A 21,982-nucleotide genomic window follows, 5' to 3' on the forward strand; every position below is an offset into this window, starting at 1 on the left:
ATGAACAGCAAAAGAACATACAACAACTGGTTCCCGGTATGGATGCTGGCACTGCCCGCTATGCTGGCGGCCTGCAAGAAAGACCCGTTTTCGGGCACCGATCCCTATGCCGGTGCAAAAGAGCCGGTGCAGATAAAAATCGACAAAACGGCTTCGGTGCCGGGCTACGGCGCCGCCGGCACAACGGTTACCATCAAAGGCAGCGGGTTTCAGCGGTATAAAGACAGCGGCCTTGCCGTGAAATTCAATGGTGTGGAAGGACAGATTTCTTCCGTGACAGACGAAGCCGTCTCGGTAAAAGTGCCGGCATCCGCCAGCAGCGGCCTGATCACACTGTCTGTAGCCCGCCAGGTATTTCCCGGGCCGAGGTTCCGCGTCACCGGGCCCATCACCATCGACCAGCAATTTGCGTCGATGCCGGGCGCCGATAACGGCAACATCAAAACCCTGGCATATGTACCGGGCGGCAAATATCTGATCGGCGGCACTTTCGACGACTACGATAACTCCGGCGCCAAAGACGGCTATCATGGCCTCGCGCGGATCAATGCAGACGGGCATATCGACCGGGATTTTAAAATAGGGAAGGGATTTGGCGGAAGCGTCAATGCCATCGCGGTACAGTCTGACGGAAAAATAGTGGTCGGCGGAACTTTCGATAATTACGATGACCGTTTTCAGGCAGGGTACGTATCCCGCATCACCCGCCTCAACGACAACGGGTCGATGGACAGCCTGCAGATCACCAACGTGGCCGGCAAAAAACAGGGCATCCCCGCGCTGAACGCTTACTTCGACGGAGATATCCATCACATCGTGCAAACGCCCGACAGCGGAAAGCTGGTCGTGTTCGGCAGCTTCAAATATTTCATGCGCAAAAACTTCGCCGGCGTGACGGTTGACGGGTTGCGGGATTCGATCCTGGTAGACAGTATCAGGATGGAAGGGATGGTGCGGCTGCATGAAGACGGTACGTTTGATTCTTCCTTCCATTTCAACGCGGCCACGCGGAGCAGCTTCGCCGGGCCCAACGGCCCTGTGAACGACGCCGTAATGCTGGACGATGGCAAGATGCTCATCGTCGGGAACTTTACCAGGTACAACGGCCAGTCTAGCCCCAATATCGCCCGGCTGAACAGGGATGGCTCCGCAGACGGCGATTTCAGTCCCGGCACGGGCCCGGATGCCAGCGTGAACAGCGTTTGCGTGCTCGCCGACGGGCGCATCCTCATCGCCGGCGCCTTTATGAAATACAACGGCGCGGAAAGCCGCAAGGTAGCCGTGCTGAAGGCCAATGGCAGCGGAGACCCCTCATTTTCCGTGGGCACGGGCGTGAACGGCGGGCCTAACGGGCTTGTGCGGAAAGGGTTCCAGTTGAAAAACGGTAAAATCCTGATCACCGGTTCATTCGATCTCTTCTCCGGCGTCCGTCGCGAAGGCACCGTGGTGCTCGACGGAGACGGCAAAATAAGCGAAGGGTACAACACCATGGGCGGCATGAGCGGATTTGTAGATGCCATGCTGAACGTGCCGAACGCCAACGCCACACTGATGGTGGGCTCCTTCACGGAATTCGATTTGCTGTCGCTCAGCCGTATCGTACTCCTGCGCTATTGATCTCAAAAATTCAACTATGAAAAGATTTTATATCTGTTTACTGATAGGGCTGCTGGGCCTGTCGGCCTGTTTCAAAGACAAGCTGCTGGTAGTGGGGCCGCCCAACGACATCGATCCCGCGGATACGACCACGGCGCCAGTCGCCTCCGGGATCAAGAGAAAAGTATTGCTGATCGGTGTTTCCGGCTTGCGCGGAGATGCGATGGAAGTGGCGCAGGTGCCGGCCATCGCGGCGCTGCTGCCCAATGCCGTGTATAGCTATGAATCGCTCACACAGCAGCCAACGCAAAGCGGCTCCGGATGGGCGTCGCTGCTCACCGGCGTGTGGAGCAACAAGCATGGCGTGAAAGACAATTCCTTTACCGGCTACGACGCCGTTAAATTCCCGATGGCTTTCCGCTATGTGAAATTATTCTCGCCGAAGCTGCGCACGGTATCCATCCAGTCGTGGCCGGTGCTGAACCAGCAATTGGTGAGCGGTGCCGATGTTTCCATCAGCCTCCCCGATGCGGATGCGCAGGTGAAAGATAGTGCGGTGAAGCGCCTCGGGCAGGATGATCCCGATCTGCTCCTCGTGGGCTTTACGGGTGTGAAAACCGCCGCGCATCAATTCGGGTACGGCCCCGATGTGCCGGAATACATGCAGGCCATCGAACAGGCAGATACCTATATCGGCGAAATCCTCGCTGCGCTGAAGGCCCGGCCTGGCGCGGCGCAGGAAGACTGGCTGGTGATCATCGCTTCCGACCACGGCGGCATCGCCAAGGCGGAAGGTGGTAGTTCGCCGGAAGAGCGGAATATTTTCACGCTCTTTCATAACAAAGCCTTCACCGGCACGAAGGTAGAGCAGCCGCTGACTTCGCTCAGAGCCGCGCGATACGCGTCTGACGGGCAATATGCGGCTTCTGCAAGCCCGTTGTACAATTTCGACAGTATCAAACAGTTTACCGTACAGTTCAACGTGCGGACGCGCGGTTTCGTCAGCGATGTGCCTTTCGTCGGCAACAAAGACTGGAACAGCGGCAATAACCCCGGCTGGTTACTTTGCCCGGTGGGGGCCGGGAAATGGAAATTCCAGGCCGGCAGCGGCAGCGGGAGGGTAGACATTAATTCCTCCGCGGCCGGGATCAACGACAACCGCTGGCATACCATTGCCATTACGGTAGACAGGCGCACCGGCCCGGGCGAAGTATTGCTTTTCCAGGACGGTGAACCGGCGGGCAGCAGTTCCCTCAATAACCTGTCGCCCTTCGCGCCATCGGGGCAGCAGCTGAAGTTCGTGATTGGGGACGACATAACCGGCAAATACCGGATCAATTGGGGAAACGACGATTTCCTCATGTCGAACGTTTGCGTTTGGGATACGCTCTGGAAAAAGGAAGATTTCAAAAAGTACAGCGGGTGCGACACCACGCAGCATACCAATCCCTATTTCAGCCGGATGATCGGCTGGTGGAAGGGGACGGGCCCCAACGGCAACCAGCTGGCCGACGCCAGCGGCCGCGACAACCCGCTGACGGTTTTCGGCAATCCGAACTGGATCACACAGGAAATTTCCTTCTGCAACGTACCGCAGCCCGCTGCCGTGCCGCAGTCGGTGGATGTGCTCCCCTCCATTTTCGCCTGGCTGAAAATTGCCGCCGACTCCGGTTGGGGGCTGGACGGTATCAGCAGGGTGCCATAGCAGATATTAACAATCGAATCAGAGCTTACCATGAATAAACTGAAGATATTTTGCGCCTTTGCGGCCGGGGTACTGGCCATCGCAGCCTGCAACAAGCCCGTGCTGTTCGACGAGCGCGTGGGGCAAGACAGTTCCATCAATACCGGGTCTAAAAAGAAGATACTGGTGATCGCCATCGAAGGCGCCCGCGGCCAGGTGGTGAAAGATGCGGACATGCCGCATTTGAAATCGCTGCTCGAACATTCCATCTATAGCTGGGATGCGGTGTCTGACACCTTGTCGAAAGACGCCGCCAGCTGGGCGGGCCTTTTCACGGGCGTCACCAATCTGAAAAACGCGGTGAAGGAATCCTGGTACCGCGGCCACAACCTGCAGGCATTCCCGTCTTTCCTCCAGCGGCTGGCAACCAACCCTGTGCTGGATATCGTGAGCGTATCCAGCAGCGCGTCGCTGAACGATACGCTGCTGAAAAGCGGCAGCGCCAACGCCTGGGTCAATACGGCCGGGAACGATGTACAGGCGCGGGACAGCGCGGTAAAACGCCTGCAGTCGGGCAGCCCGGATGTATTGGTGGTAGCGTTTAACGGCGTGCAGCGCGCCGGGGTAACCGGCGGGTTCAGTGCAGCCGCAGCTACTTACATGGATGCGCTCAAAGCGGTGGATGGTTATGTGGGCGATGTGCTCAACGCGATGCGCAACCGGAGGGATTTTGCGCGGGAAGACTGGCTGGTGGTAGTGACGTCTAACCACGGCGGCCTCGAAACCGGCGCTTATGGCGGCGCTTCGTTCAATGAAAGGAATATATTCCTGTTGTACCATCACCCATCGTTCGTGTCGCGCCAGGTGGAAATGCCCCTGGTGAACGTGCCTTACGATGGGAAGTATGCTTTCTTTAACCGGGAAAACGGGAACGACAAAGCGGCCTATACGAACAATCCTATTTTTAAAGTAGGGGCCGACCAGAATTTTACTATCGAGTTCAACATCCTTACCCAGCTCAATTCCGGCGCAGACCATCCGGTGATCGCCAATAAGAACTGGGGAAGCGGCGGCAATACCGGCTGGGTGATCTATAAACAGAACGGCAACCTGCGCCTGAACTTCAAGGGCGTCGGCACCAGCCGTATCGATGTCCGCAACGGGCCTCCCGTAGCCGACGGCAAATGGCATCACATTACGGTTACATTTAACCGGCAGGGAACGGTGGACTTTTATATGGATGGGAAATTTTTCGTTTCCGGTGGCAGCATTGCCAACAAAGGCAGCCTCGATGCAGAACTGCCGCTGGCGATCGGGTCGGACGGGACGCTGAACTACGGTTACAACGGGGCTAATACGTCCGGCGAAAATTACATCGCGGATGTGCGGGTGTGGAATACCGTTCTTCCGGCGGCCACGATCGAAGCCTGGGCTTTCCGGACGGTGACGAACCAGCATCCTTCCTACGCCTCGCTCATCGGTTACTGGAAAGCGAATGAGCAACCGGCGGGCAATACGATCAAGGATTACAGTCCGAGCGGGGTAGACCTCGTGATGCAGAACACGCCGCGTTGGGACGCGCGCACCGAGGTGCTCAACCCTTCTTCCATCGACGCTACGCTGCTGGTGCCGCGCGCGATGGACCTGACGTCGAACGTACTGGCATGGATGGGCGTAAAAATGAAACCCGATTGGGCGCTAGACGGCAAAGTGGAGATAGTAGAATAAATCGTCATACAACTTTTGTTGAAAGGGGGGCTATTTCCATGGCCTCCCTTTTTTGTTGGTGGGGATCATGAAGGTTTCGACATGATCCTTTTCCGGTGTTTTTTACCCCAATCTTCCATTTCGACGATGATCTTCTTCAGCGTTTTGCCATAAGGCGTAATGGAGTATTCGATATGGACGGGCGTTTCGTCGAATACTTTCCGGATGATCAGCTGGTTCATTTCGAGCTGGCGCAATTCTTTGGACAGCATTTTGGGTGTGATGCCCTGGACCAGGTTTTGCAGATCCTTGAATCTCCGTTTTTCGAACATCAGCAGCATTAAGATCTGCAACTTCCATTTGCCGCTGAGGATGTCCAATACATCCCGGATCGGGAGGATGGAGCGGGCGCATTCTTCTATCGACGGTTCTTTCATGTGTTTCAAAATTGGATTTTACATCGCACTATACAAAAGTAAAGTACTATACTTTGGATAGCGAAAGTAAGTAATTTTGACGGGTCGATGCATCAGACAGGTTCAATAATCCAATCACCACCAAAAAAGCAAAATGACACAGGAAGCACCCATCGCAACAACTCCGGATAAAACGACGGAGGTGTTCATGCATTACTTTAACCTGGGTAATGTAGACGATCTGATAGACGCATATTACGAGAAAAACGCGGTCATCGCCGGGAGCCCCGGTAGCATTGCCCGCGGAGCGGCGTTGAAAGAAGCGTTGCTGCCGTATTTTTCATTGAACGGAAGAATTTCCGGCGCAACGCGGCACACATTGATCAATGGAGACATCGCACTCCTCATCCTCGACTGGGCAGTGGAGTTTAACGATGAAAAAGGGAATCCCGCGAGATATGGCGGCACTTCAACGGACGTAGTGCGCAAAGGCGCGGACGGCGTTTGGCGCTGTGTGATCGATAATCCGCATAATATATTGTAGGCGTAGCAGTTGTTCCCAACGGAAAAGGCAAGCTGGCGTAGGCCGGTTTGCCTTTTTTTCTTATCATTGTTGACCTATGGCGCAGCTGATTTCCAAAGTCCAGTATAAAAATTTCGAGATAGGAGAATTTGTTGATATCCAGGAGCGTGGATTTGAAGAAACGATTGCATTGATCAATAGTTATCCCTGGAATACCGAACGAGAAAAGATCGAAATCAGTTTAACGAACCCTTCCATTACCATTGAAGGAAAGCAAAACGATTTTTTGAAGATTTCGGTGTTTTATCATCAAAAATTTGTCCTGCATTACTTTGACGACAAGCAAATACTTTTTACCAAAAGTTTTACCCATTTGCAGGATGCGTTCCCTTTCATTCAAACTTTTTTCGGGCAAGTCCCGTTCGAACCAACAGGTTTCAAGAAGGAAAATACCTTGTTTAAAAGCAATTTGAAGCATTTTGTGACGCAGGACTTCAGATATTTCCTGACGCCAAAATCGATCCGGAAGTATTTGTGGTCAACATGCTGGTTAAGTTTTTTCATGACTGCAGTTTTAATTTTCATAGGCATTTTGGCAACGTCTCATCCATTTTCTTTTTGGTTGAGGATGTGGATGTTAATATTAATTATTGCGGTGGGAGGCGGTGTGCACCTGTTTGTCTTTTTTAGATATGTAAAATATGCGAGGGGCAAGCTCCTGGTCATGTCGAGAAGGAATGATGTTTTTTATTTCGGCGAGATAGATAATCCCGTGAAATACGATAAAAGAGATTTGTTGGATTACTCGATTAAAATGGTTAGTGGAAGTCGAAATCCTTACAGCGTGTTTGCAGTTACAAAATTAAATCTGAAGGATGGCACGATCATCCAGGTCCCCAATATTTTGGTAGACCATTTAGAGATGGCGCATAAGTTATATGCGTATAAAATAGTGGACGATCACGGTTTTCCGTTTTTATGAAGGATAGGTCTGTTTTTCGAATGAATCGGCATATGGATGATTTGCCGATGGGTGAGCGTCGTTTAAAAACTTTGAATGATTCGCCCTATATTGGCCAAATGAACCGTTCCCTACTTTTTATCGCGCTACTCATAGCCGGCAGCCAAACTGGAATTGCACAGGATAAGTTGACTTACAAGGCATGGGACCCTGCGAAGGAAAATATCGCCGTCCTGGAGGGGCAGGCCTGGCCCAAACAGGTCAAAGACCCTTACGATCGTCTGCCGGCAAAAGCGGAAGGCGTTGTGCGGCCTGCGGTGTGGTACTTGTCCAACAACAGCGCCGGGATGAGCCTCCGGTTCCATTCGAACTCCCCGGAAATCGTCGTGAAATACACAGTAAAAGGCGGTTTGCAAATGTCGCATATGCCGGCCACGGGCGTAAGCGGGGTGGATTTGTATGCGAAAGACAGGGATGGGGGATGGATCTGGAGCAGCGGGACCTTCGCTTTCGGAGATACCATCACCTATCGTTTTCAAAACCTGAGCGGTAATCAGGACCGGGAATATACCTTGTACCTGCCGTTGTACAATTCGGTGAAGTGGATGGAAATTTATGTGCCGGCCGATAAATCTTTTACGCCCATTCCCGTTCGCCGGGAAAAGCCGATCGTTGTTTACGGGACGTCGATCGCGCAGGGTGCTTGTGCCACCCGGCCCGGCCTGGCGTGGACGGCCATCCTGCAACGGAAACTGGACCACCCGGTCATCAACCTCGGGTTTTCCGGGAACGGCCAACTGGAGAAAGAAGTGATCGATCTCGTTGCAGAAATCGATGCCGGGCTGTATGTGCTAGATTGCCTGCCCAACCTCACGGGCACGCCAAAAGAAGCGTTGATGGAAAAGATTACGGCCGCTGTGTTGCAATTGCAAAGCAAAAGGCCCGGTGTCCCCATCCTGTTGACCGAGCACGACGGCTATACGGATGAGCTGATCAGCCCAAACCGGAAGGCGGAATCCGAACGGCCGAACCTGGCGCTGAACGAAGCTTTCAAGCAGTTGAAGGCAAAAGGGATAAAGGACATCCATCTTCTGACCAAAAATGAAATCGGCCAGGATATCGAAAGTATGGTAGACGGTGTGCATCCGAACGACATCGGGATGATGAACTACGCCAATGCCTATGCAAAAACGATCCGGAAAATACTCATACGGCCGGAAGGGAATGTGGTCACGTCCCGCCCGGTGACGCAATACCGCGAGCTGCCCGGTTATGATTGGGAGAAGCGGCATAACGAAGTGCTGGACTATAATAAAACGAACTCGCCGCAACTGGTTATGATCGGCAATTCGATCACCCATTTCTGGTCGGGCGGGCCTAAGGCGCACCTGGCCAGGGGCGCAGCGTCGTGGGATAAATATTTCGGGAACAGGAACGCCGTTAACCTGGGTTTCGGTTGGGATAGGATAGAGAATGTGTTGTGGCGGGTGTATCATGGGGAACTGGATGGGTTTTCGGCGCAGCAGATCGTATTGTTGATCGGTACCAATAATTTGCAGATCAACTCCGATGCCGAAATTGCAGAAGGGCTCAAACAGTTGCTGGCGGCCATCCGTGAGCGGCAGCCGGCAGCGAAGGTTTTGGTGCTGGGGATCCTTCCGCGGCGGGGTATGGAAGCCCGGGTCGCGAAGTTGAACCGGTTGTACGCGGGCGTGGCGTCGGCTGCAAAAGTTAGTTATGCAGATGCCGGCGGTGTATTGCTCGATAGCAACAAAAAGCTGGATGAAACGCTCTTCAGCGATGGGCTCCATCCGAATGAAAAAGGGTACGAGCGATTGGGGGCGTTTATCGGCAAGCTGATCGGCAGATAGCGGCAATGCGCGACAGGAGGATGCGTTCTCCTGTTAATGACAAATCGCTGTACACTAACGGGCAACCGTCCGCCAGCTATATACCCGTTTGATGGCCGCATTCTTTTTCAACTGGTCGAGCCCTGCGGATGTGATGCCTGTTTCATTCAGGTTTACCGCCTGCAGGTGTTTCAATTCCGTAAGTTGCCCGCAGATCTTGTCCGTTACCGGGTTTTTATCCAGCCGGAGCTTTTCCAAATTGCTTAACGCGGAAAGGAAATCCAGATCGCCATCCGAAAATCCGTTGCCCGATACATTCAGCCAGATGATATGTTTTGACAGGGGCAGTATGGCATTTTTTGCCGCAGCCGCCGTAATACCCGAACCCGCAGGTAAGGTCACATCCAGCATCAGGGGTTTGTGAAGCATCAATCTTACCGTGAGCCCTGCTTTCCGGAGATTGCCCATTAAAGCGGTGTCGGCCGATGCGGGGATGTCTGGATGGAGGTCTTGGGTAAAGTCATTGTTTGCTGCCGATACGGGGGCAAATCCCAGGTACTGCGCCGCCATGGCTTTGATGGCCACCGTATCCGGGAGTGATGCTATTGTTTTCCCGGGCTCCGCTTTTCCTTCCTTTACCCACCAGCTGATCAGTTGTAGTTCATTGCTGGACAGGGGTGGTTTCCCATCTGCCGGCATAAAGTCTTTGTGGCCGGGGTCTAACATGACGCGCCTGATCAGTTCACTGGAATCCAGGTTGCCGGGTTGTACGGCTGGCCCCGTTTTGCCGCCTTTCAGAATGCCTGGCAGGTCTTCCAGTACCAGGTCGCCTTTCCTTTTCCCGTTCCGGTGGCAGGCCGCACATTTGGCTTGCAAGACGGGCAGTACCACATCTTCAAACAGCAGGGCGTTTTCGAGGTTGGCTGGTTTCGGTCTTTCCTGCTTGAACAGTACCTGCATGGTCAGGTAATCGTGGCCATGGGTGAGGCCGGCGCCCTGATGCCCGGAATAGCTCATCAGTACTACCAGGCCGGTCAGTAACGCGGAAAACAGCGGGCGGGGCACGGGGATTTCTTTCAGGAAGAAACGGGTCGTTGAAAAATACAGCAAACCAGCGATCGCCGCCAGCGAAATACCGGATACTTTATGCCTGTTTAACGCATCCGCATCATAATCCCCTTTCAAAGAAAGCAGGTAACCAAACACGGCGGCTGATACGGCCGCTACAAAGCCCGCCAGCAAAGTGAGGGGTACCACCTGTTTCAGGTATTCGAATTTCCGGCTGTAGGATAGCAGGTTGAAGAGCAATGCCAGCAAAATGAAGCCGATGGGCAAATGCACGATTAACGGATGAAGGCGTCCCGAGAAAGTGAAAATGTCCAGCAATATCATACGTATGTTAATTTGAGCGGCAAAGCGGTTGCCAGGGTGGAATGACGGATGAAGTTCCTTTTTGATGTCATGATGGTGTGGTGATGGGATCAGGTAAGGATGTCTCTTACTACTTTTCCTTCCACATCGGTCAATCTGAAGCGCCGGCCCTGGAATTTGTAGGTAAGCCGTTCATGATCGATGCCCATCAGGTGCAGCAAAGTGGCCTGGAAGTCGTGTACGTGTACGGGATCTTTGACGATGTTGTAACTGAAATCGTCCGTTTCCCCGAAAGTTATGCCTGGCTTAACGCCTGCGCCGGCCATCCACATGGTAAAGCACCGGGGATGATGATCGCGGCCGTAATCCGTGGGGGTGAGCTTACCCTGGGAATATACCGTGCGGCCGAATTCACCGCCCCAGATCACGAGCGTATCTTCGAGCAAACCCCTTCGTTTCAGATCGGTGATCAGGGCGCCGGTGGCCTGGTCGATAGATCGGCATTGCCCCGGCATATGGGCGGGTAGGCTGCCGTGATGGTCCCAGCCCTGGTGGTATAACTGAACGAACTTCACGTCCTTTTCCAGCAGCTTTCGGGCGAGCAGGCAATTGGCCGCATAGGTGCCGGCATCGCGGGAGCCGGGGCCGTACAGGTCAAATATCTCATCCGGTTCATCTTTAACGTCTATCACATCCGGAACGGAAGTCTGCATGCGGAATGCCATTTCGTATTGTGCGATCCGGGCATCGATTTCCGGGTCGCCATACACGGAGTTTTGCAGTTGGTTGAGTTGGGAAAGGTATGCGAGCATTTCCTTCCTGTCTGCACCATCATACCCTTCGGGGTTGTTGAGGAACAGCACGGGGTCTTTTCCCGATCTGAACTGCACGCCCTGGTATTCCGAAGGCAGGAACCCGTTTCCCCACAACCGCGCATACAGCGGCTGGTCTTTTGACGCATCTTTCGAAACCAGCACGATGAATGTTGGGAGGTTTTCATTGTCGGACCCCAATCCATAACTCAGCCACGAGCCAATGGAGGGGCGGCCGGGCAGCTGGTTGCCGGTTTGCAGGAAGGTGATGGCAGGGTCGTGATTGATGGCCTCGGAGTGGATGGATTTAATGATGCAAAGTTCATCTACCACTTTTGCTGTGTAGGGTAATAAATCACTGATCCAGGTCTGGCTTTCGCCGTGCTGATTGAATTTGAAAGCGGAAGGTACCACAGGTAACAACGCCTGGCCGGAGCTCATGCCGGTAAGGCGCTGGCCGTTCCTGACGGAATCCGGGAGGTTCTGGCCCCTCAGTTTTTCCAGTACGGGCTTGTAGTCGAACGTTTCAAACTGGGAAGGGCCGCCGGCCATAAACAGGTACACGACCCTTTTGGCTTTAGGGGCGAAGTGCGGGATGGCTTTGAGGATTTCCTGCTCCATATCGCCCGTAGCGTTCCCGACAACCGGTTTGGGCGAATTGCTGAACAATTTGTTCCCCAACAGCGAGCCCAATGCCAGGGCGCCGATGCCCATGGAAGTCTGGGTCAGGAAATTGCGGCGCCCTGCCTGCCGGTTCAGTTTGGAAAAATCAGGGGTGTTGAGCCGGAACTTTTCTTCATGATGGTCGCACATGCGCTTATCTTTTTATGAGTGATGCATCCGAATTGAGAATGGTACTGGCCACTACCGTGTTGGCCGCCACCATGGCGCTATCCAGCGCTCCGTTAATGGTGTGTTGACCGGCATGCAGCCAGCCGCTTTGCTTTTTGGGAGACTGCCTGAATTTCCCCAATTCCACCTGCCGGAGTTGCAGGAGCAGATCTATTTCCTTGTTTTGCGGGGAACGGCCCGTGAGTTTCCTGAATACATCGGCGATGGCTTTTCTGCCGTCTGCTTCTACCGTCATTTGTTCGCCAAGTACTTTTGCCGCTTCGAGATAGGAGGGGTCGTTCAGGGTCACCAAAGCCTGTAAAGGCGTATTTGTTTTTTGCCGGCTGACGATGCAATAACTACGGGAGGGCGCATCGAAGGTGGCGAGTGTCGGATTGGGGACCGACCTTTTTACGAACACATACAGGCTTCGTTTGTAGACGATGCTCCCGGTATCCGCGTCGTAAGTTTTGCTGTTGATTTCCCAAAGGCCGTTTGGCTGATAGGGTTTAATGCTGCGGCCACCGATTTCCGGGTTCAGCAATCCACTTGCTGTCAGTGCGTTGTCTCTCACCATTTCGGCAGACATGCGGAAGGCCGGGCCATGGGAAAGCAGCCGGTTTTCAGGGTCTTTTTCCTTCGCGGTGCCCGACGCGCGGGAATCCTGCCGGTAGGTGGCCGACATGACGATGAGTTTGTTGATGGCTTTTACATCCCAGCCGGATGCGGTGAAATTTGTCGCCAGCCAGTCGAGTAAAGCAGGGTGACTGGGCATCTCGCCCTGGTTCCCAAAATCGTCCGCTGTTTTTACGAGCCCGGTCCCGAAGAAGTTTTGCCAGAAGCGGTTCACCGCCACCCTGGCGGTTAATGGATTATCCGGGTGTGTGGCCCATTTGGCGAGGCCATACCTGTTTTTGGGAAAATCTTTGGGATAGCCCAGGATGCTGGCCGGGGTATTGGGGAATACGGGCTCGGCAGGCATGTCGTAATTTCCCCGCGTTAATAAATATGATTTTTTAGGCGTCGGCATTTCCTGCATAACCATCAACTCTTTGACCGGAGCGCCCGCGTCCGCCAGTTTATTGCGCAGGCGCATGAGCTCTGCTCTTTCGGTTTGTAAAGCGGGCGCAACGGCAGACAGGTAATACTGCTGCAGGGCGGGAAGGTCTGGTTGTGCCGCAACGGCTGCCCAGGTTGTTTTCTTTGCGAGGATACTGACTTCCAGCGGACTGAGGCAGCGGTTATACACGGCAATATCATCGACCAGGGCATTCGCGATCCCGAAGCCGCGGTCCCAGCCGCCAATTTGCAAACCGATCTCGTTGGCGCCAATTACACCATTCACCGGATTTCCGAAAAGAATGTCTTTATTGAGCTGGTCCATGGTTGTCTCCATTTGCAGGAGCGTGCCATCCATATAAAGGTTGAAACCTGCGGCTTTGGACGAGCCATCGTACGTTACGGTAAGGGGGATCCATTTGTCGCGGGGAACGTCGGCGGTGGATATCCGGGTGATGGCGTCCGAAGGGGCGGTGTGGGCCATCATAATTTCCAGTTTGTTGTTTTTGAGGTATAGATGATATCCTCTGAAATTGTACAAACGTTCCCGGTCGCCCTTATGAAAAATAACCCCTTGTTTTAGTGCGTTTGGTAAGTTGACCCACAAGGCGATCGTAAAGGGCTGGGATTTGCGGAATACGCCAACGGGTTTTACGTCCAGCCAGTTGTCGCCGTTGAGCCGCAACGCTTTCCCGTGGCCGTTTGCGGAAAAATCGCTTCCCTTTCCCGGATCGTTCTTCATCCCGCCCATCACGCCTGCCTGCTTGCGATCCATGACATTTTTAAAATCACCATTATCGAAATTGTAGTATGCCTGCAGATTGTCTGCCGGGATCTTGAACGCTACCTGTTTTTGATATTCTTTTTTGCCGGCCCATTGCTCAAAACCGGCGTTGGCATTGCGCGCTGAGGCCTGCAGCTGCTTTTCCAGTTGCGCAATACTGTCGGTGATTATCCGGATGGCTTTTTCCTGTTCCGCTGTAGGTAATAATAAGGTAGGCGTTGGGGTAGCGTTGTTGAACGAGATTTGTCCCGCTTCATTTACGTTATTAAAGAAGCTGAAGATTTCGTAATAATTTTTTTGGGTGATCGGATCGTATTTGTGGTCATGACATTTGGCGCAGCCGATGGAAAGCCCCAGCATGGCGGTCCCGAAGGTATTCGTTCTGTCTACCACATATTCTGTCTGGAATTCCTCTTCCACGATGCCGCCTTCCATGTTTTGCGGGTGGTTGCGGTTGAAGGCCGTTGCGATGATCATTTCCTTGTCCGGATGTGGGAACAGGTCTCCCGCCAGTTGCCATTGCAGGAACCGGTCGTAGGAAAGGTTGGTGTTAAATGCTTTGATCACCCAGTCGCGGTAGGGCGACATATCCCGTTCGCCATCAATGGAGTATCCATGCGTATCGGCGAACCGGGCGGCGTCTAACCAGTCTACCGCCATCTTTTCCCCGAAATGCGGTGAGCTCAGCAGGCGGTCTACCTGTTTTTCGTATGCTTCCGGCGAATTGTCCCCGATAAAATCGTTGATCTCTTTTAATGTAGGCGGGAGGCCGGTGAGGTCGAGCGATACGCGGCGGAGCAAGAGCTCTTTATCCGCTTCGGCGGCAGGGGATAGCTTTTCCTTTTTGAGCCTGGCCTGGATGAAATTGTCGATGGGGTTATTGCGTTTCCATTCGTCTTCGTTGATCTTCGGGACGTTTGGTTTGACGGGTTTTACGAAAGCCCAGTGGGGTTTATATTCCGCCCCGTCTTTTATCCATTTTATCAGTACTGCTTTTTCCGCGGCAGTAAGGGTGAGGTGGGAGCTGGGCGTGGGCATTAAATATTGGGGATCGGTGGAAATGATCCGGTGGAAAACCTCGCTTTTCTGCAGGTTCCCCGCGGCGATGGCAACCTTGCCAGGATTCTCCGGCAGATCTGCATAGGCAAAGTCGGCAATATCCAGCCGCAGGCCGGCTTTTTGTTTGGCTTTATCCGGGCCATGGCAGGCAAAACATTTGTCCGAAAGGATGGGTTTTACATCGCTGTTGTAATCCAGCGGCCCATCGAGCGCATCATAGGCAGCCGCAACATCGGCCGGCAGGTCCGGGTTGGAGGAGGAAGATACAAACACACTCATGCCAATGATGAATGCCAGCAGTAGCAGTATTAACAGGAACCGTCGCATCAGGTGGAATTTTTACAAGTTTCAGGTGCGAACAAAAGCGACCCATCGTCTTTGTTAAATGTATATCAAATGGTGGATATGTACAATACACAAAGGCAACGTATATTTGCACAAATCCGACCTATCCAGTCTATGAACATCCATTTGCTACGATCTGCGTTTATGCTGCTGAACACCGATTATGTCCAGTTGGACCATCATTGGCGATACCGGAACGTCACCAGTACATTTTACCGTTTGTATTATATAGACGGCGGGGAGGGTAAATTGTATAACCATGCGGAAACGGTTTCGCTGGAAGCGGGGTTTATATACCTGATACCCAGCTTTACTACCTGTAATTATGAATGCAGGCATCATTTAAGCCAGTATTATATCTCTTTTACAGAAGAGTCGTCGGATGGTACATCCCTGTTCGCGACCAACAGAAAGCTTTTCAAGCTGCGGGCCAGTGAAGATGATATCCGGTGTGTGAAGCGTATCCTTGATTTGAATCCCAACCGGACGCTGGGGAGTACCTACGACCCCAGGGATTATGAGAAAACGGATATCCTGAAAGGGTTTCAGGATTTGAATAACCTCCTGCGGCCTTCGGAGTTTATCGAGGTCTCGGGATTGTTGCTGCAATTGATTTCCCGGTTTATGGGCGCGGAAACTTTTTTCATGGAAGAAAGAAGGGCCATTCCTTCCAAGATTTTAGATGCCATTTACTTTATGCAGACCAACCTGCGGACGAATATCACGGTGGAAAAGTTGGCGGCAAGGGCCAGCCAGCATCCGGATTACTTTTCCAGGTTGTTCCTGAAAAATACCGGGGAGCGCCCGTTGGCGTTCCTGCAGGCCAAAAGGATCGAAAGGGTGCAGCTGCTGCTGGTAACAACGGATTATCCTTTTTATAGAATTGCCGAGGAAACCGGGTTCGAGAGTCTTTCGTACCTGTCGCGGGTGTTTCGGAAGCAGACGGGGCAAACGCTGGGGGCGTATAGAAAGCAGCATGAAGCGGTGAAGTAAGGGGCGCCAATTATTGCGAACAGATGTTTTTCAGGGAGAATGTGGTGCTGCTTGATGGTGGTTGGGGGAAGGATTGGTGACGTTGGAGGAAAGTGTGGATGGAAAGGTGTGTAATTGCTGGTTTATGGCGGAAGAGGGTGATGATCACGATCGATCGGAGTAGATTTCAGGAGGTGAAATTCCTGATTCAACCGGAAATATTTATAAAAACAAAAAAGACAAATCAGTCTAAACCGATTTGTCTTTTTTTGGTGCCCAGAACTGGATTCGAACCAGCACACCCTTGCGAGCGCTGCGACCTGAACACAGTGCGTCTACCAATTTCGCCATCTGGGCATCCCTGGTTTTGTGTTCGGGATGGCAAAGGTAAATGATTCCCGGAACTTTCCAAATCCTTCTTCAAAAAAAATATCAAACCCGAAAACATCCATACGCATTCTCGAAAGGAGAGAGGTCGCATTCCAGCGCGTGCCGGTCCCAATGTGCGGTAGTGGCGGCGGCTTCGTAAGTGGATTGCAGAAAATCGAGCAGCGTTTTTTCCGGATCGGAAGATTGTTGCACTACGCTGTACGGTAAAATGAATTCGCCGAGGGTGTTGTCGAAATATGCGCCTGCCGGTTGAACGGGTTGGGATGCAAACCCCTCCGGCGAGGGATACGCATAACTATAAAACGCCGCCTGCGGAAAGGAATCGTTGCCCGGCCAAAAGCCGCAGGAGCTCACCTCTTTCGAATACGCCTCCTGCATCACCCGGTCCGGCATGTTCGGTGCCGAGCCCGTGTGCACCGGCGCGTCGCGGCCGGAAAAGCGCGTCACCGCCAGGTCGAACGCTCCCCAGAAAAAGTGGACCGGGCTCACTTTCCCCGTGAACCCCGACCGGAAGCGCATGAACACGGTATGGATCTGCACCATCGCCCGCCAGCAGTCCTGCATCCTGGCCGCGTCGTACGAACGGTTCGTGTAATCTTCTTCGAAAGGTATCGGGTTTTCCAGTTCGGCCGGCATGGTGAAAATTTCCACATCCACCGATAACTGTTTCAACTTTTCGAATAGCGCATGATAAAAATCGGCGACCGCCATCGGCCGCAACTCCAGCTGTTCCTGCCGCCCCTCGCTCGTGCAGATGCGCAGCCGGTGGTGCACGAAATCGAAATCGATCTGGAACAGCCCGCCGTCGTAGGGGACGCTTCCGGTCGTCAAACCCGTAGGGCTCACGAAGAGCGTCACGTGCCAGGAATGGTTGAGCCAGGGCATCTTCCGCAGCCGGATCTTGCCCACCACCTGCGTCCAGCGGTGAACGGTGGCCAGGGTGTCTTTCCAGGAATCGTATTGCAATACGGGCCATTTCGTTTTCATATCGTCAAAGTTTGCCTATCTACAACAAATGTCGCGCCCTTTGGTTGACGGTCCACTAAAACGGCAACGCCCCGGAGGGTTCCGGGGGCTGCCGCTGTCGTCTATGCTGAAGTAATACTCCCTAGATGGTAAATTTGAAATAGCACCAGCAGCTCCAGGCGCAATACCGGTCACCGATCTTGGCCCTTACGCGCCATCTGCCGGGCTGTGCGCCCACGAAATTGTAGTTGAAGCTCGTGCCCGTGATGCCATGGAATACCGCGAAGTTGCGGAAGCTCTGCGCCGCCCATTGCCCGGCGTTCACCGCGCCGAATGCGTCGATCTCGATGCTGTACGTGGCGCCGGGAATGTTCACGGGCAGCCATTTGAACGTCATCGTCCGCGGATAATGATTGAACACGCTGCCGTCTGCCGGTTCAATGGCGCGGGGAACGGCCCCCTTCCACCAGGTGAGCGTAGGATCGCCGAGGATGCTCATCCCGTAAAACCATTGGCGCTCGCCAAGATCATGGTCGGTACCGCGCGCTTTCCACCAGTCTACCATCGCATCGCCGATGCATTTGCCCTTGCCGATGGGGTCGTAGAAATCGGCGAAAAAGAGCATCGACCCGGTTTTGGTACTGCCTACGGCCGTGAGCCCGTAGTTCGTCTCACCGCCGGCCTTGTCGAAAATGTACCAGCCGCCCAGGTAATCATCCTGCGTGTAACGCGCCGTGCTGCAGCAGAACAGGTTGTAGAAGTGCGCATTCGGTGCACGGCTGTCCCGGAAATACGAGCGGTCGATCCACTCGGTGGTGCCGGTCGCCGGAATGTGGAAGGAATGGACGTGCGGGGAAGAATGCGAGCATAACTGCACGAACGAGCGCATTTTGTTCACTTCGTCTTTATACAGATCTGCATCGGTAATGTTGGGATTGGTGTATTTGGTGATGAAAGACGCGGGCGTCATGAGGTCCATCTCGCAATCGTCGAAACTCGTCCAGTCGTCTTCCACGTACGCGAGCGCGGAGCGGCTATGCCCGAGGTTCCCCGTGCGGAAGAGATGGTTCCTGTCGAAATAATTGTTGATGAGCGTGGCATCGTTCCCGCCAAGGGTGGGCGTCCACACCCGGCCGATCCATATTTCAGGGGTTACGTCGCCGGAAACGGCGTTGTACTTGCCGTCGGCATCGGTGTCTGTCCAGGTGCCGTTGGTGTCCATGTAAAAGAGATCGCAGGGGAATTCGGAGCTGGAGCCGTTGAAATCGTCGCTCATCTCGAACCAGGCCACGGGAATGGCGCCTACCATCACGGCACCCACCGGACTTTTACTGCGGATGTAATTGCGGATGTAGGCCGGCTTTCCGCCGCTCACCACATGCACGGTGGCCCAATAGCCATCACGGGCGAGGTCGAGCACGTAGCGGTCGGTGCGCTCTTTCGTGGCCGCATACACGTCTTTATGCACGAGGATGAGCACCTTGCCTTTGGGGAACCGCAGCCAGATGTTGACGTTGAGGTAGCTTTCGGTGGCGGGTGCGGCCGGACGCGGTTTTTCTTCGATCAGCGGTGTGAAATTGAGGATGTTTTTGTTCAGTTCGGCGTATTCGGCGAAGGAACTGAGGCGGATTTTGTTGGGATCGGTGAGCCGGAGATTGCGTACGCTCTGGTAGGCCTGCGCCAGCTTGTAATTGCGGCCAACGGCCTGCATGTTGAACACGGTACGGTCTTGCAGGACCTGCGTGCGAACGGTGCTCAGATTCGACAGGCTTTGCTTTTCTCCGGCTACCGGGCCGCCTTTTTGGGGTTGATTTTCATTAGACATTTTGGATGCTTTTTTGAGGTTTAACAACGACCCAAAATTACATCCATGGCATGCCGGTGAACAGGTAGCAAATACGGGAGTTTTTAAGTACAACTACGCCTGCGGTTTTTGCGGGAAATACGGGCTACGGTTGTTTTTACAATGGCGAAAGTTCGTAAATATCGATTGCATGCAGGCCTTACATGGTCGTGTATTTTATGTTGATGTATTGATCGCTATTTACTTCACTTTTTCCCACCAGGGTGATTGGGGTAAAGGTTGATGAAGTACCATCGCTTCCCCGATCATGGGCGTAGCCACGGGCATCCCGGTTTTCTGCGCTTCGGCGAGCACGCGGCGGACGGGCTCGTCCCAGGGGTGGAAAGCGAGGGAGAATTTCGCCCAGTGGACGGGCAGCATGGCCCTGGTGCGGAGGTCTGCCGCGGCCTGCACGGCCTCTTCCGGCATCATGTGGATGTTGGCCCAGTCGGTGTTGTATTGGCCGGTTTCGAGGATGGCGAGGTCGAAGGGGCCGAACCGATCGCCAATCAGTTTGAAATGCGGTCCGTAGCCGGAGTCCCCGCCGAGGTAGAGCTTTTCACTATCAGATTCCAATACGAACGAAGACCATAGCGATTGGTTTCTTTTCATCCCGCGACCCGAAAAATGCCGGGCCGGTGTAGCTGTAAGGTTCAGGCCTACAGGCAGATCTATTTCTTCCCACCAGTCCAGCTCAGTAATGATGCCGCCGTCGATGCCGTACCTGATGAGGTCTGCCATAACGCCCAGGCTGGTATATACGCTATTGATGCGATTGCATAGGCGGCTGATGGTGCGGCGGTCGAGGTGGTCGTAGTGATTGTGGGTAATGATGAGCATGTCGATAACGTCAGGCAAATCATCTACGCTATAAATATTAGTACCTGCGAAGGCTTTTGCGAAAATCGGCACGGGCGAAGCGTAGTTACTGAAAACTGGATCTACCAGTATATTCCACCCATTCATTTGGATAAGATAGGAGGAATGGCCGAACCAGGTGATGGTGGTGCCCGGCCCGGGAGGAGATTTGAGATCGCGGCGGACGGAGGGGAGCGGCCCTGGCGGGTTGACCGACTTCGGTTTGCGCATGAATTTGATGAAGACTTTCAGCATGGTGTTGTCGGCCGACATCAATAAAGTGGGCAGTTCATTATGAAAAGTGCCGTTCCTGAAGTTGGGAGAATTCCATTCCATGGAAACGAATGTACGAAGCCTGCGGGAATGTCGGATTTTTCCAATTCCGGCGTTTTCGGGGCGCTTACCTTTGCGGTATGATCACAATCGCCACATTCAGGGAGCTTTGCCTGTCGATGCCGGAAACCACGGAAGTGAAGCATTTCGACCGGCAGGCGTTCCGTACGAAGCGCAAAATTTTTGCAACCCTGCTGGAAGCGGCCAATACGGCCAATTTCCCGTTTTCGCCGGAAGAGCAGGCGGCCTGGTGCAAGCTGGCGCCCGGGGTGTTTTACCCGGTTCCCGGTGGTTGGGGGCTTCAGGGGTGGACAACCGTCGATTTGCGGAAAGTGAAAAAAAGCCAGCTGGTGGATGCGGTGCAAAGCGCCTGGTACAACGCGGCGCCGCTGAAGTTGCAGGAGCAATACAGGATGCAGAATGGATTATAGGTTAATGCAGGTTGACGAGCATCGGAATAGCTGCAAAATTTGCAGGGACGGGTGTAGTCCGCAAACAGGTGATGCCCGCCGCAGGCGTTCATTCGCTGAAACGGTATGGGTAACAGCTTATAAAATGGTGAGGTTCTTGGCCCGGTAGGGCTGGATTTCCGGGCTGTCGGCCGGGATTTCCGTGATGAGGTAATGCACTTCCTGGAGATCGGCGATCTTCATTTTCATGGAAGTATTGAGTTTTTCGGCGATGGCGAGGATGGCGATTTTATCTGCCGCCTTGATCATGGCCTTTTTCACCTGGATGGTTTCCCAGTCGGAATCCGTGAGGCCGTTGGCGGGATCGATGGCGTTGGTGCCGATGATGCAGAGGTCGGCTTTGATGTTGGACAGGTATTCGAACACTTCGCCGCTCACAGTCATTTGGCTGTAGGCGGAGATCTGGCCGCCGATGACGATCGTTTTGATCATGGGTTTATCGAGCAGTTCCACGGCCGACAAAACGTTCACCGTGATGAAAGTGGCGCGCAGGGTGGAGGGGATTTTCTTGATGAACTCCCGGATGGTGGTGCCTCCGCCGATGAGCACGATCATATCGTCCCGCAATAATTGCAGCGTTTTTTCCGCAATAACGGCCTTGCTGTTCTGTGCATAGGTCTCCGATTCATGGCCGTAATGATAGGCGATAGACATGGCGCCGCCCTTTATCTTGACAACTTCCCCGTCGTCCGCCAGCTCGTTCACATCGCGGCGGATGGTATCCTCAGAAACATTGATAAGGCTCACGAGATCGCTGTAGGTGATCCGCGTATGAATGTTAACCTGCTTGATGATCAGTTCCTTCCTGGCTTTTTTCGTCAGGGAAACCGGGGGTAACTGGTCTTGCGATTGAATGTCCATAGTCATCTCTATTCTGCTTGCAATTTGAATGTTACTGAAAATTCCGGGTTTAAGCAAGGAATTCCGGGCAAATCAACCGTAAATATAATATTCCGCATCAAAATTTCGCATTTTTTGAATGATTGTGGCTGATTTTGCGTTAATTTTTTTGAATGAATTTGGTGGGTGGATTAATATAGTATTGATAATCAGTTTATTGATTTAAATGAGTTGCTGGATTTGCAAATCGACAAGATAAGAATTTGCAATAATTGCCATAAATTCTTGCAAAAAATTTGCAAATCTTGCAGA

General features: G+C 53.3%; 16 protein-coding genes and 1 tRNA gene. 8 read left to right on the top strand and 9 right to left on the bottom strand.

Annotation, left to right across the window (positions count from 1 at the left end):
- From WJU22_RS13150 to WJU22_RS13160, 3 genes are read left to right on the top strand one after another with little or no spacing between them, the layout of a single operon-like run.
- The gene (locus WJU22_RS13150; protein WP_341843692.1) at positions 1–1,617 is read left to right on the top strand and encodes a DUF5008 domain-containing protein; all 1,617 of its coding nucleotides are present in this window, start codon (positions 1–3) and stop codon (positions 1,615–1,617) included.
- Between the two features lie 16 nt (positions 1,618–1,633).
- Positions 1,634–3,301 carry an alkaline phosphatase family protein gene (locus WJU22_RS13155; protein WP_341843693.1) on the top strand — a complete coding sequence of 556 codons (1,668 nt, stop codon included), beginning with the start codon at positions 1,634–1,636 and terminating at the stop codon, positions 3,299–3,301.
- A 30-nt stretch (positions 3,302–3,331) separates the two neighbouring features.
- On the top strand, positions 3,332–5,008 hold the full coding sequence (locus tag WJU22_RS13160; RefSeq protein WP_341843694.1) for a LamG-like jellyroll fold domain-containing protein: 1,677 nt from the start codon (positions 3,332–3,334) through the stop codon (positions 5,006–5,008).
- Positions 5,009–5,073: 65 nt separating this feature from the next.
- Here the strand turns inward: WJU22_RS13160 and WJU22_RS13165 are convergent, their stop codons facing one another.
- Positions 5,074–5,424: a helix-turn-helix domain-containing protein gene (locus WJU22_RS13165; RefSeq protein WP_341843695.1), complete on the bottom strand. Its 351-nt coding sequence runs from the start codon at positions 5,422–5,424 to the stop codon at positions 5,074–5,076.
- Between the two features lie 133 nt (positions 5,425–5,557).
- Between WJU22_RS13165 and WJU22_RS13170 the strand changes: the two genes are divergently transcribed.
- From WJU22_RS13170 to WJU22_RS13180, 3 genes are all read left to right on the top strand, one after another.
- Positions 5,558–5,947: a hypothetical protein gene (locus WJU22_RS13170; RefSeq protein ID WP_341843696.1), complete on the top strand. Its 390-nt coding sequence runs from the start codon at positions 5,558–5,560 to the stop codon at positions 5,945–5,947.
- Between the two features lie 76 nt (positions 5,948–6,023).
- Positions 6,024–6,908 (top strand): hypothetical protein, encoded by an 885-nt coding sequence (locus WJU22_RS13175; RefSeq protein ID WP_341843697.1) that lies wholly within the window; start codon positions 6,024–6,026, stop codon positions 6,906–6,908.
- Between the two features lie 98 nt (positions 6,909–7,006).
- Positions 7,007–8,758: an SGNH/GDSL hydrolase family protein gene (locus tag WJU22_RS13180; RefSeq protein WP_341843698.1), complete on the top strand. Its 1,752-nt coding sequence runs from the start codon at positions 7,007–7,009 to the stop codon at positions 8,756–8,758.
- Between the two features lie 54 nt (positions 8,759–8,812).
- Here WJU22_RS13180 and WJU22_RS13185 read toward each other — a convergent pair whose 3' ends face one another.
- The 3 genes from WJU22_RS13185 to WJU22_RS13195 all read right to left on the bottom strand — a co-directional run bounded on the left by WJU22_RS13185 (position 8,813) and on the right by WJU22_RS13195 (position 14,980).
- Positions 8,813–10,129 carry a DUF2231 domain-containing protein gene (locus WJU22_RS13185; RefSeq protein ID WP_341843699.1) on the bottom strand — a complete coding sequence of 439 codons (1,317 nt, stop codon included), beginning with the start codon at positions 10,127–10,129 and terminating at the stop codon, positions 8,813–8,815.
- Between the two features lie 89 nt (positions 10,130–10,218).
- Positions 10,219–11,733, bottom strand: a complete 1,515-nt coding sequence (locus tag WJU22_RS13190) for a DUF1501 domain-containing protein (RefSeq protein ID WP_341843700.1) — start codon at positions 11,731–11,733, stop codon at positions 10,219–10,221.
- Positions 11,734–11,737: 4 nt separating this feature from the next.
- Positions 11,738–14,980, bottom strand: a complete 3,243-nt coding sequence (locus WJU22_RS13195; RefSeq protein WP_341843701.1) for a DUF1553 domain-containing protein — start codon at positions 14,978–14,980, stop codon at positions 11,738–11,740.
- Between the two features lie 471 nt (positions 14,981–15,451).
- On the opposite strand from WJU22_RS13195, the gene WJU22_RS13200 reads away from it, so the two are divergent.
- Complete coding sequence (locus WJU22_RS13200) at positions 15,452–15,991, top strand: helix-turn-helix domain-containing protein (protein ID WP_341843702.1); 540 nt, start codon at positions 15,452–15,454, stop codon at positions 15,989–15,991.
- A gap of 249 nt (positions 15,992–16,240) precedes the next feature.
- On the opposite strand, the gene WJU22_RS13205 is transcribed toward WJU22_RS13200, so the two are convergent.
- From WJU22_RS13205 to WJU22_RS13220, 4 genes are all read right to left on the bottom strand, one after another.
- Positions 16,241–16,327: transfer RNA gene (locus WJU22_RS13205), tRNA-Leu, on the bottom strand.
- A gap of 75 nt (positions 16,328–16,402) precedes the next feature.
- Positions 16,403–17,347: a DUF5996 family protein gene (locus WJU22_RS13210; RefSeq protein ID WP_341843703.1), complete on the bottom strand. Its 945-nt coding sequence runs from the start codon at positions 17,345–17,347 to the stop codon at positions 16,403–16,405.
- A 121-nt stretch (positions 17,348–17,468) separates the two neighbouring features.
- Positions 17,469–19,151, bottom strand: coding sequence for a C25 family cysteine peptidase (locus WJU22_RS13215; RefSeq protein WP_341843704.1), 1,683 nt, complete (start codon positions 19,149–19,151; stop codon positions 17,469–17,471).
- A 219-nt stretch (positions 19,152–19,370) separates the two neighbouring features.
- Positions 19,371–20,363, bottom strand: coding sequence for an MBL fold metallo-hydrolase (locus tag WJU22_RS13220; protein WP_341843705.1), 993 nt, complete (start codon positions 20,361–20,363; stop codon positions 19,371–19,373).
- 77 nt (positions 20,364–20,440) lie between these two features.
- Between WJU22_RS13220 and WJU22_RS13225 the strand changes: the two genes are divergently transcribed.
- Positions 20,441–20,791: an MmcQ/YjbR family DNA-binding protein gene (locus tag WJU22_RS13225; protein ID WP_341843706.1), complete on the top strand. Its 351-nt coding sequence runs from the start codon at positions 20,441–20,443 to the stop codon at positions 20,789–20,791.
- A gap of 117 nt (positions 20,792–20,908) precedes the next feature.
- On the opposite strand, the gene WJU22_RS13230 is transcribed toward WJU22_RS13225, so the two are convergent.
- A complete protein-coding gene (locus tag WJU22_RS13230) occupies positions 20,909–21,697 on the bottom strand; it encodes a DeoR/GlpR family DNA-binding transcription regulator (RefSeq protein WP_341843707.1) in 789 nt (262 codons plus the stop codon).
- Positions 21,698–21,982: the final 285 nt, after the last annotated feature.

Source organism: Chitinophaga caseinilytica, assembly GCF_038396765.1.
Taxonomy (GTDB): domain Bacteria; phylum Bacteroidota; class Bacteroidia; order Chitinophagales; family Chitinophagaceae; genus Chitinophaga; species Chitinophaga caseinilytica.

Excerpts from the sequence above, each read along its gene's own strand:
- WJU22_RS13230 (WP_341843707.1), bottom strand. The coding sequence starts at position 21,697 with ATGACTATGGACATTCAATCGCAAGACCAGTTACCCCCGGTTTCCCTG.
- WJU22_RS13175 (WP_341843697.1), top strand. The coding sequence starts at position 6,024 with ATGGCGCAGCTGATTTCCAAAGTCCAGTATAAAAATTTCGAGATAGGA.
- WJU22_RS13225 (WP_341843706.1), top strand. The coding sequence starts at position 20,441 with ATGATCACAATCGCCACATTCAGGGAGCTTTGCCTGTCGATGCCGGAA.
- WJU22_RS13170 (WP_341843696.1), top strand. The coding sequence starts at position 5,558 with ATGACACAGGAAGCACCCATCGCAACAACTCCGGATAAAACGACGGAG.
- WJU22_RS13165 (WP_341843695.1), bottom strand. The coding sequence starts at position 5,424 with ATGAAAGAACCGTCGATAGAAGAATGCGCCCGCTCCATCCTCCCGATC.
- WJU22_RS13215 (WP_341843704.1), bottom strand. The coding sequence starts at position 19,151 with ATGTCTAATGAAAATCAACCCCAAAAAGGCGGCCCGGTAGCCGGAGAA.
- WJU22_RS13180 (WP_341843698.1), top strand. The coding sequence starts at position 7,007 with ATGAACCGTTCCCTACTTTTTATCGCGCTACTCATAGCCGGCAGCCAA.
- WJU22_RS13150 (WP_341843692.1), top strand. The coding sequence starts at position 1 with ATGAACAGCAAAAGAACATACAACAACTGGTTCCCGGTATGGATGCTG.
- WJU22_RS13190 (WP_341843700.1), bottom strand. The coding sequence starts at position 11,733 with ATGTGCGACCATCATGAAGAAAAGTTCCGGCTCAACACCCCTGATTTT.
- WJU22_RS13220 (WP_341843705.1), bottom strand. The coding sequence starts at position 20,363 with ATGGAATGGAATTCTCCCAACTTCAGGAACGGCACTTTTCATAATGAA.
- WJU22_RS13210 (WP_341843703.1), bottom strand. The coding sequence starts at position 17,347 with ATGAAAACGAAATGGCCCGTATTGCAATACGATTCCTGGAAAGACACC.
- WJU22_RS13155 (WP_341843693.1), top strand. The coding sequence starts at position 1,634 with ATGAAAAGATTTTATATCTGTTTACTGATAGGGCTGCTGGGCCTGTCG.
- WJU22_RS13195 (WP_341843701.1), bottom strand. The coding sequence starts at position 14,980 with ATGCGACGGTTCCTGTTAATACTGCTACTGCTGGCATTCATCATTGGC.
- WJU22_RS13185 (WP_341843699.1), bottom strand. The coding sequence starts at position 10,129 with ATGATATTGCTGGACATTTTCACTTTCTCGGGACGCCTTCATCCGTTA.
- WJU22_RS13160 (WP_341843694.1), top strand. The coding sequence starts at position 3,332 with ATGAATAAACTGAAGATATTTTGCGCCTTTGCGGCCGGGGTACTGGCC.